This is a genomic window from Terracoccus luteus, from assembly GCF_003635045.1.
GTDB classification, from domain to species: domain Bacteria; phylum Actinomycetota; class Actinomycetes; order Actinomycetales; family Dermatophilaceae; genus Terracoccus; species Terracoccus luteus.
In genome coordinates, this window is sequence record NZ_RBXT01000001.1 from 57,068 (window position 1) to 71,665 (window position 14,598).

The 14,598-nt window shown below is 69.7% G+C and carries 11 protein-coding genes and 1 pseudogene; 11 read left to right on the forward strand and 1 reads right to left on the reverse strand.

Going from position 1 to position 14,598, the window contains the following annotated elements; translation table 11 throughout:
- The first annotated feature begins 84 nt into the window (after nucleotides 1-84).
- The 8 genes and pseudogenes from DFJ68_RS19055 to DFJ68_RS00330 all read left to right on the forward strand — a co-directional run bounded on the left by DFJ68_RS19055 (nucleotide 85) and on the right by DFJ68_RS00330 (nucleotide 8,577).
- Complete coding sequence (locus DFJ68_RS19055) at nucleotides 85-870, forward strand: pentapeptide repeat-containing protein (protein ID WP_170165673.1); 786 nt, start codon at nucleotides 85-87, stop codon at nucleotides 868-870.
- Nucleotides 867-1,667, forward strand: a complete 801-nt coding sequence (locus DFJ68_RS00295; protein ID WP_170165674.1) for a Cof-type HAD-IIB family hydrolase — start codon at nucleotides 867-869, stop codon at nucleotides 1,665-1,667. The genes DFJ68_RS19055 and DFJ68_RS00295 overlap by 4 nt, the downstream gene beginning before the upstream one ends.
- Complete coding sequence (locus DFJ68_RS00300; protein WP_121030066.1) at nucleotides 1,664-2,071, forward strand: DUF3151 domain-containing protein; 408 nt, start codon at nucleotides 1,664-1,666, stop codon at nucleotides 2,069-2,071. Before DFJ68_RS00295 ends, DFJ68_RS00300 begins: the two co-directional genes overlap by 4 nt.
- Nucleotides 2,072-2,217: 146 nt before the next feature.
- Nucleotides 2,218-2,442 (forward strand): annotated as a pseudogene (locus tag DFJ68_RS00305) (transposase); the annotation flags it as partial.
- Between the two features lie 483 nt (nucleotides 2,443-2,925).
- Entirely contained in the window at nucleotides 2,926-4,038 is a 1,113-nt protein-coding gene (locus DFJ68_RS00310) for a hypothetical protein (RefSeq protein ID WP_211333235.1), read from the forward strand.
- 240 nt (nucleotides 4,039-4,278) lie between these two features.
- Complete coding sequence (locus DFJ68_RS00315; protein WP_121030068.1) at nucleotides 4,279-5,592, forward strand: adenylosuccinate synthase; 1,314 nt, start codon at nucleotides 4,279-4,281, stop codon at nucleotides 5,590-5,592.
- Nucleotides 5,593-5,638: 46 nt separating this feature from the next.
- Nucleotides 5,639-7,483 carry a lysine--tRNA ligase gene (gene lysS / locus DFJ68_RS00320; RefSeq protein ID WP_121034927.1) on the forward strand — a complete coding sequence of 615 codons (1,845 nt, stop codon included), beginning with the start codon at nucleotides 5,639-5,641 and terminating at the stop codon, nucleotides 7,481-7,483.
- A gap of 65 nt (nucleotides 7,484-7,548) precedes the next feature.
- Complete coding sequence (locus tag DFJ68_RS00330) at nucleotides 7,549-8,577, forward strand: M28 family metallopeptidase (protein ID WP_245963356.1); 1,029 nt, start codon at nucleotides 7,549-7,551, stop codon at nucleotides 8,575-8,577.
- Nucleotides 8,578-9,006: 429 nt separating this feature from the next.
- Here the strand turns inward: DFJ68_RS00330 and DFJ68_RS00335 are convergent, their stop codons facing one another.
- Nucleotides 9,007-11,247 carry a HelD family protein gene (locus tag DFJ68_RS00335; RefSeq protein ID WP_245963741.1) on the reverse strand — a complete coding sequence of 747 codons (2,241 nt, stop codon included), beginning with the start codon at nucleotides 11,245-11,247 and terminating at the stop codon, nucleotides 9,007-9,009.
- A gap of 287 nt (nucleotides 11,248-11,534) precedes the next feature.
- On the opposite strand from DFJ68_RS00335, the gene DFJ68_RS00340 reads away from it, so the two are divergent.
- Genes DFJ68_RS00340 through DFJ68_RS00350 form a run of 3 tightly spaced genes read left to right on the forward strand, consistent with a single transcriptional unit; the run spans nucleotide 11,535 to nucleotide 14,393 of the window.
- Complete coding sequence (locus DFJ68_RS00340) at nucleotides 11,535-12,164, forward strand: GNAT family N-acetyltransferase (RefSeq protein ID WP_121030072.1); 630 nt, start codon at nucleotides 11,535-11,537, stop codon at nucleotides 12,162-12,164.
- A gap of 10 nt (nucleotides 12,165-12,174) precedes the next feature.
- Complete coding sequence (gene purD / locus DFJ68_RS00345; RefSeq protein ID WP_121030074.1) at nucleotides 12,175-13,473, forward strand: phosphoribosylamine--glycine ligase; 1,299 nt, start codon at nucleotides 12,175-12,177, stop codon at nucleotides 13,471-13,473.
- Nucleotides 13,470-14,393 carry a phosphoribosylaminoimidazolesuccinocarboxamide synthase gene (locus tag DFJ68_RS00350; RefSeq protein ID WP_121030076.1) on the forward strand — a complete coding sequence of 308 codons (924 nt, stop codon included), beginning with the start codon at nucleotides 13,470-13,472 and terminating at the stop codon, nucleotides 14,391-14,393. Before purD ends, DFJ68_RS00350 begins: the two co-directional genes overlap by 4 nt.
- Nucleotides 14,394-14,598: the final 205 nt, after the last annotated feature.

Below are 14,598 nucleotides of genomic sequence, written 5' to 3' on the forward strand. Positions count from 1 at the left end.
GCCGTCAGCGCGACCGTCGCCGCGCTCATTGGTGGACTAGTCATGTGGTCCATCGGGCCGACGGATGGCAACAAGTACACTGACATGGGCAACAGCCTCGTGGTCAGCGCGGGAGTTGGTCTGGTTCTCATAGCGACTGAGCGGGCCTTCGAGTCACGTGCGCGGCGGGCCGAACAGACCCGAGGCGAGCGAGAGCGCTTCATCGCGAGCTTGTTGGCGACGGAGTCGCTTACAGGGGTCGACCTCCGCAAGCGAGATCTCAGCGGGACGTTCTTTACCGGTCGGGCCCTACCCGATGCCAAACTTACCGAATGCGACCTGTCGCAGACGGACTTCCGCGCGTGCGCGCTCACGTCCGCCACGCTTGATCACGCCCGTCTGGACAGCGCCAACTTCCACAACGCAGATCTCCGAGGCGTGCAGGCGATAGGGGTGACCGGTCACGGGGCACACTTCGACGGAGTGAGCGGCCACGAGTCCGTATGGTCGGGCGCCCGAATGACGGGCGCCTCCTTCAGCCGGGCCAATCTTTTTCGAGCCAGCCTCAGAGCGGTTAGCATCGCCGACGGGGACTTTAAGGGCGCGAACCTCAAGGAGGCCGACGCCGTGGGCGCAACGTTCCCGAACTCGGACTTCCGGACCGCCATTATGAGCGGCGCTGACCTCAGGAACGCAGATCTGCGACGCTGTGACTTGCGTGGCGCCGACCTGACAGATGCGCGACTCGACGGCAGTGATCTTAGCGGGGCGGACCTCACGGACTCTCGGCTCGGGGGCGCATCCTTGACCGATGCCAGATGGGACCACAACACAATATGGCCAAACGGACTAATCCCCTCGCCTCGTGGCGAAGAAAGGCGCTCATCGTGACCCTGTTCTGTTCCGACATTGACGGGACGTTACTCAACCCTGAGCGAACACTCTCGGATCGCACGGTCGCCGCCATCCGCTCGACGATTGATGCCGGACATACCTTCGTGCTGTGCTCGTCGCGGATGCCAGCGTCCATGCGAATCCTGGAAGGTCTTTATGACGGCAACGGAACGCCTATGATCGCCTACAACGGTGGTCTAGTGCTTCGCGACGACGGTGCCGTAGCGCTTGACGTGCCCATCCCTAAAGATGAGGCTCGCGAGCTATACGCAAAGTGTGTCCAGTTACATCTTCACATCAGTGCCTACGTGGCAGACGATTGGTACGCGTGGGCGGACGACTACTGGACCCGGCGTGAGGCCAATAACACGGCAGTTCAGCCGTCAAGACTCTCTGTTCACGAATACTTTACTGAGCAGGCGCTCATCGGCGGCAGCCCACACAAGTTGATGTGTATGGGTGAAGCCGACCTCATCAACCGCCTGTCGGACGTCGTTGCGTCCATGAAGGGCCTCGTGAGTTACCGTTCCAAGGACACCTATTTGGAAATCGCCAGCATCGGGTGTTCGAAAGGAGATGGTGTGAAGTCTGTTGCGCAGACGCTAGATGTACCGCTCTCGGACGTCGTCTTCTTCGGTGACAACTACAACGATTTGCCCGCCTTCAAGGTAGTGGGGACGTCGGTCGCGGTGGCTAATGGCCGCCCGGAGGTACTGGCCGCAGCCACCCACACCACGGCGCGACACCATGACGACGGTGTCGCCCAATTTCTCGAGAGTTGGGTGCTCCGGTGACTGACAATTTGTTGGGCATACCTGAGACACGCCTACCTCTCGATCCCGCCGCCGGGAGATTGGATGACGGGGTGGACCCTCCCGCTGTCGCCCGGGCCTACCCCGCGTCGGCGCTGGCGTGGGCCGTTTTGGCCGAGGACGCTCTCGCTGACGGGGACCGTGATGTCGAGGCGTACGCCTATGCTCGTACGGGCTACCACAGGTCGCTGGACGCTTTGCGCCGATCGGGGTGGCGTGGCCAAGGACCGGTGCCGTGGTCGCATGAGCCGAACCGCGGGTTCCTGCGGGCGTTGGCGGCGCTGGCGCTGGCGGCTCGCGCGATCGGCGAGAGCGACGAGGAAACCCGCTGCACCGAGTTCCTCCGTGCCAGCTCGACAGATGCTGCCCGAGAGCTTGGTCTTTAGGTCAACTCAAATATGGAGAGGCTGCCGGGCAGCGAAGCAGTTGTTGCCTGGGCGCCCGTTATGCTTAAACCGCATAGTCGCTCTTAACGCGTAGTCATACCGAGTACCCTTCTTCTCAGACGATGCCGGGCGCAGGAGGAAGTAACTCGTACACCTCGTGCCCCATCCCGGAGGTCGCCCGCCTCGGCCGGACGCTGACCCAGTGGCGCAGCGAGTTCCTCGGCTACTTCGACACCGACGGGGCTAGCAACGGCGGCACCGAGGCCATCAACGGCCTCATCGAGCTCCACCGACGCTTCGCCCGCGGCTTCCGCAACCAGGACAACTACCGGCTCCGAATGCTCCTCATCGGCGGCGGACTGACCCTATGACCCCACACTCATCGGCGAAGAGCCGGTTTTGTGTTGGGACTGACACGCAGGCAGGCTCGCGCGTGCGTGATCGAGTGAGCCCCCGCCACAAGGAAGGACCGCCTTGGGGGAGCATGAGCGGCTGTGCCGGGCGGCGTCGAACTCGCTTGGGTCCGCATCGTCCTTGTCGTGAACTCGCTGGTGGAATCAACAGGGGCCTAAACGCACCACCGAGACAGAGCCCGACCAGCGGACCCACCCAGGGACTGTCACAGGCCGCTTCTGGGGCGCCCTCGTCGTCATCGCGTGCGTCACACTGTCAACCGCCCGTGACACCACGGACCCGGCGACACGTCCGGGGCGACGACGATAAGCCGCCTCGCGCGCCGGTGGCAGCTACGGCGGATTCCCGGACCATCACGTACATTGCCAATCTCGAAGATCTGGGGTGACGTCCAAGATTGGCGCAGCGACGGTGCCTAGGTTTCCACGGAGGCGATCAACGTGATCGCTCATTTCGAGAGGGTGTTGAGGAAAATTATGCCGGTTGGTGACGACAGTGGTACTGAGTGGGTGGACGAAGATTGGGCTGATGCGGAGTCGCGCATTGCCATGGAAGAGGCAGTGCGGAACGGCATGCCTCCGCGAGCTCTTGGAGTGTTCGCGCGCTGGTGGCAACTGGAGACTTGGCTGCGTGACCTCGCCTACGTCGAACTCCGCGCAAGATACGGCAGAGAGTGGGAGGGAATTCTAAAAGCTGGACTCGGCCGACAGGCCCAAGACCTAACCTTTGGGCACATGGTGAACTCCAGCTCCAGCAATATTCTAGGCTACCTCGATTACAGTCAATTGATTCGAGTGATTTCTGATCACTGGGATCTCTTCGAAAAGGCGCTGATTCACCGATCTGCTTGGGACGGACGTCAAGAAGAACTTAAGCGCATACGACACCGTGTCGGACATGTCCGATGGCCACATAGTGACGATCTCCACCGTCTAGAGCAAACGTTGCGAGACCTCGAACAGGGGGCCTTCATGGCTTTTGCATCGTACAATCGACGCTTCATGCCCATGGGGACCGCCGACGCGGTAACTGCCGGGTGGATGAACCGGCAGCACCCGAAGGCCAAGCGATTGGTGGACCACGCAGAAGAACGATATGGCACGCGTCTCATATTGGAGGCGAGCCGACGACCGTGGGCGACGGCACAGCAAGTCGATGACCCAGCTCCTGGCCTTCTGTGGCACGCTAGCTTTACACTTCGTTCTAGGAGCGTGGGGATATTCGAGCTGTGGCGCGAAATTGTGGCGCGCGGAATGGACTCCATCCTCGTCCACTTGGTGGCGAATGACCAAAAGCACGTAGAATTTACCTTCAGCGCGGCCGACTCAGGTGACGAGATATCGGATGCTATCGGCTATGCTCTCGAGACCGTGTTGGCGGTGTCTCGCCTTTCTCTTCCAGAGGCCCCTGATTACCAACAGTGGCAGTCGCGTGCGCGGTCGGTAGATTTCCGTGTCATATCGGGCAGTGGCTGGAACATTGTGGACGATTCGACCTTGCCTATAACCAACTTCGGCGCGGGTGGAGGCGTTGGTCGGATTCCTGCATGGTAGGACGGCATCCCAATCTGTGGGTTAGTACCGAGCCGGCACTTCGCAATGACTAGCCCGTAGCCGACCCTTCGGCGCCTGCGCGTCATTTGGCCGCGAATGAGATGGGTGACGGCATGCTCCGCTCACGGCGACCAAAGAGCGCGCCCCGTATGCGCGCCTCCGCTGAGCATGTCACCAGGCACTCCTCTGGCCTCCGTTAGCCTTGCCCGTGGCTTGGACCACAACCGGAGAGGCAGACCGATGCCGACAATCGTGCTCGTCGGAGCGCAGTGGGGCGACGAGGGCAAGGGCAAGGCGACCGACCTGCTCGGCAGCAGCGTCGACTACGTCGTGAAGTTCAACGGCGGGAACAACGCCGGTCACACGGTCGTGATCGAGAAGGACGGCAAGCGCGAGAAGTACGCGCTGCACCTGCTGCCCTCCGGCATCCTCAGCCCCAACTGCACTCCCGTCATCGGCAACGGTGTCGTCGTCGACCTGTCCGTGCTCTTCGAAGAGCTCGACGGCCTCGACGCCCGGGGCGTCGACACGGGCAAGCTGCTCGTCAGCAGCAACGCGCACGTCATCGCCCCGTACAACCGAACCATCGACAAGGTCACCGAACGCTTCCTCGGCAGCCGCCGCATCGGCACAACCGGGCGTGGCATCGGGCCGACGTACGCCGACAAGATGAACCGCATCGGCATTCGGGTGCAGGACCTCTACGACGAGGGCATCCTGCGCCAGAAGGTCGAGGCCGCCCTCGACTTCAAGAACCAGGTGCTGGCCAAGATCTACAACCGCCGCGCGGTCGAGGTCGACGAGGTCGTCACCGAGCTGCTGTCGTACGCCGAGCGCCTGCGCCCCATGGTCGTCGACACCTCGCTCGAGCTGGGCCGCGCCCTCGACCGCGGCGACACCGTGCTCTTCGAGGCCGGTCAGGCCACGCTGCTCGACGTCGACCACGGCACCTACCCTTACGTGACCTCGAGCAACGCCGTGTCGGCCGGAGCCTGCACCGGGTCGGGTGTGCCGCCGACCCGCATCGACTCGGTCATCGCGATCCTCAAGGCGTACACGACCCGCGTCGGCGAGGGTCCCTTCCCGACCGAGCTGCATGACGACGACGGCGAGTTCCTGCGCAAGACGGGCGCCGAGTACGGCACGACCACCGGCCGCCCGCGCCGCTGCGGCTGGCTGGACGTCGTCATCGGCCGATACGCCACCCGCATCAACGGCGTCACCGACTTCGTCATCACCAAGCTCGACGTGCTCACCGGCCTCGACCGTGTGCCGATCTGCGTCGCCTACGACGTCGATGGCGTGCGTCACGACGAGATGCCCATGGGGCAGAGCGACTTCCACCACGCGACGCCGATCTACGAGGAGATGCCCGGCTGGTGGGAGGACATCACCGAGTGCCGCACCTTCGACGAGCTGCCCGAGAACGCGCAGAAGTACGTGCTGCGCGTCGAGGAGCTCATCGGCGCCCGCGTCTCCGCCATCGGAGTCGGCCCCGGCCGCGACGAGATCATCGAGCGCCACGACCTGCACCCCGGGCGCCACCGTGCCTGAGCAGAACCCGCCTGAGCAGGACCCGAGCGACCAGCAGAACGAGAGCATGCAGACCAGCGACACCCCGCCACCCACCCAGGCCGCGACGGACGCGGAGGCCGGCGTCACGGCATCCGACTGGGTGACCCGCCTCGCCGACGAGGTGCTCGCCGAGGCGCAGCAACGCGGCGTCGCCGGGCCCATCGTCTGCGCGTCGGGCATCAGCCCGTCGGGGCCGATCCACCTCGGCAACTTCCGTGAGCTGATCACCCCGCACCTCGTCGCCGACGAGATCGCCCGCCGCGGCATCGCCGTCGAGCACCTGCTCAGCTGGGACGACTTCGACCGCTTCCGCCGCGTGCCGAAGAACCTGCCCGGCGTCGACGAGTCGTGGGAGCAGTACATCGGGATGCCGCTCACCTCGGTGCCGCCGCCCGCGGGCTCCGCACACGCGAGCTGGGCCGACCACTTCAAGGCGCCGCTGCTCGAGGCGATGGAGGCCACCGGCATCGAGGTGCGCCAGGTCAGCCAGACCGAGCAGTACCGCGCCGGCGTCTACCGCGACCAGGTGCTGCTCGCGATGCGCGAGCGGTTCGCCATCGACACGGTGCTCGACCAGTACCGCACGCTCGAGGCCGTCGAGGCCGCGCGCCAGAAGGCGACCGGAAAGGGCAAGGGGCCGCAGGGCCAGGGCGCCCAGGGCAAGCAGGGCAAGGCCGCGAAGCTCACCGACGAGCAGGCCGCCGCCGCGACCGAGGCCGAGCGCGGCTCGGGCGCCGCGAGCGAGGACGACGGCAGCGAGGGCAAGGCCGGCTACTACCCCTTCAAGCCCTTCTGCAGCGAGTGCGGCACCGACTTCACGACCGTCACCGCGTACGACGACGACACCCACGCGCTGACCTACGACTGCACCCGCTGCGGCCACCACGAGACCGTCGACCTGGACACCTTCACCAACGGCAAGCTCGTGTGGAAGGTCGACTGGCCGATGCGCTGGGCCCACGAGCACGTGCTCTTCGAGCCCTCCGGCGTCGACCACCAGAGCCCCGGCAGCAGCTTCGTCGTCGGCAAGGACCTCGCGCCGATCTTCGGCTGGGAGCGGCCCGTCGGCCCGATGTACGCCTTCGTCGGTATCGCCGGCATGGCCAAGATGAGCTCGAGCAAGGGCGGCGTGCCGATCCCCGCCGACGCCCTCGAGGTCATGGAGGCGCCGGTGCTGCGCTGGCTCTACGCGCGCCGCCGGCCCAACCAGAGCTTCGACGTCGCCTTCGGCCCCGAGCTGCAGCGCCTCTACGACGAGTGGGACGCCCTCGCCCGCAAGGTCGAGACCGGCACCGCCCAGCCGGCCGACCTCGCCGCCCACCAGCGCGCCACGTCGACGGCGCGGGGCCCGCTGGCCACGACGCCGCGGCCGATGCCGTTCCGCACCATCGCCTCGGTCATGGACGTCACCCAGGGCGATGAGGCGCAGACCGTGCGCATCCTCAGCCAGCTCGACCCCGAGCACCCCGTCGGCTCCGTCGACGAGCTGCGCCCGCGCCTCGACCGCGCCCAGCGCTGGGTGCTCGGCTACGTGCCCGAGGAGGACCGCACCGTCGTGCGCACCGAGCCGGATGCCGCGTTGCTCGCCTCGCTGGACGCGCAGCAGCGTGAGGCGCTGGGGCTGCTCGTCGACGGGCTGGGTGACCACTGGTCGCTCGACGGGCTGACGCACCTCGTCTACGCCGTGCCGAAGATCCAGCGCGGCATCGACCCCGACGCCAAGGTCAAGGACCCCGAGCTGTCGGCCGAGCAGCGCTCGTTCTTCGTGCTCGTCTACCGGCTGCTCGTCAGCCGCGACACGGGTCCGCGGCTGCCCACGCTGCTGCTCGCCGTCGGTGCCGACCGGGTGCGTTCGCTGCTGCGCCCCTGACACGAACTGGCCTCTCGACGGTTGGCTCAGCCGGAGGCGACAGGTCGGGCGGTTACCGTGACGCGATGTCGCCGCGCCTGGCCCGCTCCGCCATCGCCCTGGTCAGTTTCGCGCTGCTCGCCGGGTGCACGTCCGCGCCGGGCACGTCGGTACCGGCGTCGTCTGCGCCGACGACCTCAGCGGCGGCCTCGACGGATACGACGACCTCGTCGAGCCCGACCACGAGCGTGACCGCGCCGACGTCGGCGGCCCGCCCCACGGCATCCGCCTCACCGACCACGACGCGCCCGCCCGTCGCGCAACCGTTCGACGTCGGGGCCGTGCAGCAGCGGGTGCGCGCCATCGCCGCGATCGGTTCGCGCGACGCCGTCAGCCCCGCCTACGCCCGCGCCGCCACCTATGTGACCGGGCAGCTCGAGTCGGTGGGCTGGCGAGTGCGGGCCCAGCGCTTCGAGGTCCCTGCCGGCACGTCGTGGGGCGTGCGGGTGCCGGGCGGCACGAGCACGAACCTCATTGCCGACCCGCCGGGCTTCGACAGCACCGAACCGCACGTCGTCATCGGCGCGCACCTCGACACCGTGCCGCAGGCGCCGGGTGCGGAGGACAACGCCTCGGGCGTCGCGACCGTCGTCGAGCTGGCCCGCATGCTGCGCGAGCAGCCCGCCGCGACTCCCGTGCGCCTCGTCCTCTTCGGCGCCGAGGAGGCCCGCGTGCCCGCCGGCACCCGCTACGCCTTCGGATCGCGCCACTACGTCACGACGCTGACGGATGCCGAGCGGCGGGCGACGCGGGGCATGCTCGCCCTAGACCGGGTGGGCGTCGCCGGACGCACCGTGCCGGTCTGCTCGGGTGGGAGGGGGACCGCGAGCCTGGCCCGCGATGTGCGGGCGGCGTCACCGGCATCCGTGACGAACCGGTGCACCAACCGGGCGAGCGACCACGTCTCGTTCGAGGCGGCCGGCATCCCGGCGGCTCGGCTCGGCAGCGTGCCCTTCGACGGCTACCACTCCGCGGGCGACGTGCCGTCGGTCGTCAGCGACTCCCAGATGCGTCGTACCGGCGCCGTCGCGTGGGCCTGGCTGCGCTCGCTCTGACGTCACGAAGTGGCCACTCGACGGTCGCGGTGACGGGACGTGGCCACTCGGCGGTTCGGGGTCGACGGGTCGACCCGGCTGGGCCGGGGGAGGGAGCGGGCGGGGGGCGAGATGAAGGGGGGATGCATCTCGTCCCCCGCCCGGTGCGAGTCCACTGCGGGGGAGCAGGACTGCGCCGAACGTCGATTCGGTCTCGGGGGGAGAGACCGCGGGGAGGGTTGAACCAATCACACTCGACGTTGAGGTCAATGATCCACCGGTCGGCGGTGTCCGTCGACCGTTCGCAGATTACTTGAACAACTCTTTACCTTGGCTCGAGAAGGCGCCTGACAGAACCTGAGCCACAGGTGGTCGTCCGATGTCAAAAGCCTACGTTCCCGGCCCCGTGCGCGACAAGAACTCACCTCCGCGTGGCGCGGACCGGGAAAGTCAGGAAAGCACCGTCATGCGGTGCGCGGCCCGGGTCAGGGCCACGTAGAGCACCCTCACGCCGCCCGGCGACTCCCGCACGATCTCGTCGGGGTCGACGACGACCGTCGCGTCGTACTCGAGGCCCTTCGTCGACATCGGGTCGACGACCTGGACGCGGCCCTCGACCGGCTCGCCGCCCGCTGCAGCGGCGTCGCCCGTGCCGTCGCCGGCCAGCACCGACAGCGCCCCGGCGTGGCGCCGGGGGGTGATGACGGCGATCGACCCGTCGACCTGCGTCAGCAGCTCGGCCAGCACCTCGCGCACGGTCGCCACCGGGTCGTCACCGAGCGGCGCCTCGACGGGGTGGATGCCGGTCTCGCGCACCGCCTGCGGGATGTCGGCGTCGGGCACCGTGCGGCGCACGATCTCGGCGGCGTAGTCGAAGATCTCGCGGGCGTTGCGATAGTTCGTGTCCATGTGGAACGACTGGCGCGGCTGGGTGCCGAACGCCTCCTCGCGGGCCGCCGCGGCCTCGGCCGGCACCGGCCACGAGGCCTGGGCAGCGTCGCCGACGACGGTCCACGACGCGTGGCGGCCGCGGCGGGCCACCATGCGCCACTGCATGGGGGAGAGGTCCTGCGCCTCGTCGACGAGCACGTGCGCGTACTCGTCGGGCGACCCGATGCGCCCGGCGAGCAGCCGGTCGCGCGGGTCGCCGTTGCGGGTCACCCGCACCGACGCGCCCTCGTCGCGCCGCACGGGCTGTACCTCGGTGACGCCGTACTGGCTGAGGTCGTCGAGCTCCTCGATGTCGTAGAAGCCGCGCTCCTCGGCGACCTCCTCCTGCACCGGCCCGAGCCGGGCGGCGAGGTCGTCGACGAGGGCCACGTCGGCCACCGACCACGTCCCGGTCTCGAGGGCGAGCGCGAACGACGCGGCCAGCGCCCCGGCATCCTCGGGGGTGAGGGAGCCACGCGCGTGGCGGCGCACGAGGTCGGCGTCGGCCAGCCACAGCAACACCTCGCGCGGGTCGACCTGCGGCCACCACTCGGTCATGAAGGTGTCGACGTCGCGGTGGTCGTCCCACTTGTCGACGAACTCGGCGCGCGCGTCACGGTCGCCGCGGTCGCCGACCTGGGCCCACGCCGCCTCGCCGAGGGCCGACCGGGCCGCGTTCGCCGAGACGTTGCGCTGACCCGACCGAAGCACCTGCGAGCGCACGCGGTCGAGGGCGCGTGCGTCGAGCCGCACCGCGCGGCCGGCGACGAAGACGCGCAGCTGCTCGGGTCCGCCCGGGACGCGCCCGCGGGCCGCTGCCCCGAGCAGGGTGCGGATGCCGACGGACCCCTTGAGCCGCGCGACGGCGGGCTCGTCGAACCGCTCGGTGTGCATGACGTCGACGACGTCGCCGAGAGCGCGCAGGGCGACGCTCTCCTCGCCGAGGGAGGGCAGCACCCGCTCGATGTACGCGGTGTACGCGCCCGACGGGCCGAGCACGAGGATGCCACCCGACTCGAACCGTCGCCGGTCGGAGTAGAGCAGGAACGCGGCGCGGTGCAGGGCGACGACGGTCTTGCCCGTGCCGGGGCCGCCGGTGATCTCGGTGACGCCGCGGGCGCTGGCCCGGATCGCTTCGTCCTGGTGGGCCTGGATGGTGGCGACGATGTCGCGCATGCGCTCGCCGCGGCTGCGGGTCAGGGCGGCCATGAGGGCGCCGTCACCGACGACGACGAGGTCGTCGGGGGCCTCGGGGACCATGAGGTCGTCCTCGACGCCGACGACGGTGGCGCCCTTGCTGCGCAGCACCCGTCGGCGCAGCACACCCATCGGCTGGGTCGGCGTCGCCCGGTAGAACGGCGACGCGGCCGGGGCGCGCCAGTCGATGACGAGCGGCTCGTAGTCGTCGTCGCGCACGCCGAGACGGCCGATGTAGCGCACCTCGCGCTCGGGGCTGCCGGCCGGCGCGAGCTCGGTCGGCGCGGCCTCGGCGGCGCCGGTCGCCTTCGCGAGGGTGTGGTCGATGTCGAGGCGGCCGAAGACGAGCCCCTCGTACTGGGTGTCGAGGGCCGTGCGCCGCTTGGCGGCGTGGAACATCAGCGCGTCGCGCTCGAAGAGGCCGGCGGCCTCCTCGTAGCCGACCTCGCCCGACTTGACGATGCGCCCCCGGGCCAGGCCTTCGGCCTGCACGTCGTCGGCCCGCCGCCCGGCCTTCTCGAGCTCGCTCATGACGCGGTCGACGTGCGCCTGCTCGACGGCGATCTGCTCGGTGACGACGTCGCGCCCACGGGCCGTGCCGTTGCTGGCGCCGGTGCTCGAGCCGTTCGAGCCGTTGCCGGGGGCGGTGCCGTTCGTGCCCTCGGCAGGGCGCTGACCGTCACCGGCGCGCGGGGCGGGCGCGACGGCATCCGGCCCGCTCTCGCCGGGGGTGGGCGCGCCCGTCTGGCCGGGCTCGCGGGTCGGTGCGTTCGAAGTGCTCACAGACGTCCAAAGGCGGTCGGGATGGGCGCGCGCGCTGGCGCGGGAACCATCGAGTCTAGTGTCACGACATGGCTGCTCCGACCTGCGTCCCACCGACGGGCGAGCCCCTCGTCGGACGCCGGGTGCGCCTCGACCCGATGACCACCGAGGATGCCGCGGGGCTCTTCGACGTGTACGCCGACCCGCGCTGCTACGAGCACGGCTACCTCATGTCGCGGCGGCACGAGACCCTCGACGACACCCGGCGCTTCGTGGCCGGCTCGATCGCCGCGCGGGAGGCGGGGCGGCTGGCCTACACGGCCCGGCTCGTGGCCGACTCCGAGCTCGGGGCGGCCGGCACGGTGGTGGGCTCGAGCTCGCTCGGCGACGTCGACCTCGAGCGTGAGCACGTGCACCTCGGCTGGACGATGTGGGGCTCGCGCTGGTGGGGCACCCCGGTCAACCCCGAGGCCAAGCTGCTCATGCTCGGCCACGCCTTCGAGCGCTGCGGGTTCGGGCGGGTGCGCATCCAGACCGACGTGCGCAACGAGCGCTCACGGGCGGCGATCGGGCGGCTCGGCGCCGTGTTCGAGGGCGTGACGCGGCGTGACTCGCGGCGGGCCGACGGCTCGTGGCGCGACAGCGCGGTGTTCTCTGTGCTCGTCGACGAGTGGCCCGCGGTGCGAGCGACCCTGACGGGGCGGTTGGGCGACCCCTAGGCTGTGCGCCGTGAAGGCTCTCGTCCTCGGATCCGGTGCCCGTGAGCACGCCCTCGTCAAGGCCCTCGCGGTCGACCCGGAGATCGACGCCGTCATCGCGGCGCCGGGCAACCCGGGCATCGACACCACCGCGCTGTGCGTGGCCGTCGACATCCTCGACGGGGACGCCGTGGCCGCGCTCGCCCGTGAGCACGAGGTCGACCTCGTCGTCGTCGGCCCCGAGGCGCCGCTCGTCGCCGGGGTGGCCGACGTCTGCCGCGCGGCCGGGCTCGCCGTCTTCGGGCCCTCGGCCGCGTCGGCCCGGCTCGAGGGCAGCAAGGCCTTCGCCAAGGACGTCATGGCCGCCGCCGACGTGCCGACCGCGCGGGCGCACGTCTGCACGACGCTCCACGAGGTCGAGGCCGCGCTCGACGCCCTCGGGGCGCCCGGGATGCCCTACGTCGTCAAGGACGACGGGCTCGCCGCCGGCAAGGGCGTCGTCGTGACCGAGTCGCGCGAGGAGGCGCTGAGCCACGCGGCATCCTGCCTGGCCAAGCCCGACGGACGGCTCGTCGTCGAGGAGTACCTCGACGGCCCCGAGGTGTCGGTGTTCTGCCTCAGCGACGGCGAGACCGTCGTGGCGCTCGAGCCGGCGCAGGACTTCAAGCGCGTCGGTGACGACGACGCTGGCCCCAACACCGGTGGCATGGGTGCGTACTCGCCGCTCGAGTGGGCTCCGGCCGGGCTCGCCGACGAGGTCGTGGCGCGGGTCGCGCAGCCGACCGTCGACGAGATGCGCCGCCGCGGGACGCCCTTCGTCGGCGTGCTCTACGTCGGGCTGGCGCTGACGTCGCGCGGGCTGCGGGTCATCGAGTTCAACGTGCGCTTCGGCGACCCCGACGGGCAGGCGTCGCTGGCCCGGCTCGAGTCACCCTTCGGGCAGCTGCTGCTCGCCACGGCGACGGGCGGGCTCGGCGAGTTCGGCCGGCTGCGCTGGTCGGACGACCGGGCCGTCGTGGTCGTCGTCGCCTCGTCGGGCTACCCGGCCGGGCCGCGGACGGGTGACCCGATCACCGGTCTCGACGCCGCCGCCGAGGTGCCGGGGGTGGTCGTGCTGCACGCGGGGACGGCCCGCAGCGGTTCCGGTGCACTGGTCTCGGCCGGCGGGCGGGTGCTCGACGTCGTCGCCGTCGGGTCGTCGCTGAAGAAGGCGCGCGCGTCGGCGTACGAGGCAGTGGGGCTCATCGAGCTCGACGGCTCGCACCACCGCTCGGACATCGCCCTGCGCGCCCAACGCGGTGAGCTCGTCGTGACCGGGGGTGCCCGATGAGCGAGTCGGTCGGGGTGGGCGAGGCCGGCGGGTCGCCGGTGTTGGACGGGTACCGGCATATGTACTCGGGCAAGGTGCGCGACCTCTACGTGCCGATCGGTGACGACGGCGTCGAGGCCGACGACCGGCTGCTGCTGGTCGCGTCGAACCGGCTGTCGGCCTACGACTGGATGATGTCGCCCGAGATCCCCGACAAGGGCGAGGTGCTGACCCGGCTGTCGCTGTGGTGGTTCGACCAGCTCGCCGACCTCGTGCCCAACCACGTGGTCTCGACCGACGTGCCGGATGCCGTGGCCGGCCGTGCCGTCGTCGTGCGCCGTCTCGAGATGCTCAAGGTCGAGGCCATCGCCCGGGCCTACCTCACCGGTGGCGGGCTGGAGGAGTACGAGCGGGGCGGGTCGGTGTCGGGGGTGGTGCTGCCCGAAGGGCTCGTCGACGGGTCGCGGCTGCCGTCGCCCGTCTTCACGCCGACGACGAAGGCCCCGGTGGGCGAGCACGACCTGCCGATGGCGCCCGACGAGGTCGAGGCCGAGCTGGGGGCCGACGTGGCGGCGGAGGTGTCGCGGCTGACCCGGGCGATCCTGGCTCGCGGCAACGAGATCGCGGGGGAGCGCGGCATCCTCATCGCCGACACGAAGGTCGAGTTCGGGGTGGCGCCGGACGGGTCCGGTGGGCTCGTGCTCGCCGACGAGGTGCTGACGCCCGACTCGTCGCGCTTCTGGCCGGCCGAGCTGTGGGAGCCCGGGCACCCGCAGCCGTCGTTCGACAAGCAGTTCGTGCGCGAGTGGCTGACCTCGGCCGAGTCGGGCTGGTCGCGCTCGAGCGGGGAGGCGCCGCCCGAGCTGCCGGCGCACGTCGTCGAGCAGACCCGGGCCAAGTACGTCGAGGCCTACGAGCGCCTGACGGGCGAGACCTTCTGACCCCGACCCCGCCACGGCCCGATTTCGGACACGGTTCGGTGGGTCCGGGCGTCCGAAATCGCGCCGCGGCTGGAAAAAGTGCAGGCCGCCCGCCGCGGCTGGCGAAAGTGCAGGGTTCAGCGGGTCCGTGCGTCCAGGATCGCGCCGCGGCTGGAAAAGGTGCACCCCGCCCGCCACGGCTGGAAAGAGGGCAGCGCGACCGGGT

Excerpts from the sequence above, each read along its gene's own strand:
- lysS (WP_121034927.1), top strand. The coding sequence starts at position 5,639 with ATGCAGACCAGCGACACCCCGCCACCCACCCAGGCCGCGACGGACGCG.
- DFJ68_RS00350 (WP_121030076.1), top strand. The coding sequence starts at position 13,470 with ATGAGCGAGTCGGTCGGGGTGGGCGAGGCCGGCGGGTCGCCGGTGTTG.
- DFJ68_RS19055 (WP_170165673.1), top strand. The coding sequence starts at position 85 with ATGGGCAACAGCCTCGTGGTCAGCGCGGGAGTTGGTCTGGTTCTCATA.
- DFJ68_RS00340 (WP_121030072.1), top strand. The coding sequence starts at position 11,535 with ATGGCTGCTCCGACCTGCGTCCCACCGACGGGCGAGCCCCTCGTCGGA.
- DFJ68_RS00330 (WP_245963356.1), top strand. The coding sequence starts at position 7,549 with ATGTCGCCGCGCCTGGCCCGCTCCGCCATCGCCCTGGTCAGTTTCGCG.
- DFJ68_RS00315 (WP_121030068.1), top strand. The coding sequence starts at position 4,279 with ATGCCGACAATCGTGCTCGTCGGAGCGCAGTGGGGCGACGAGGGCAAG.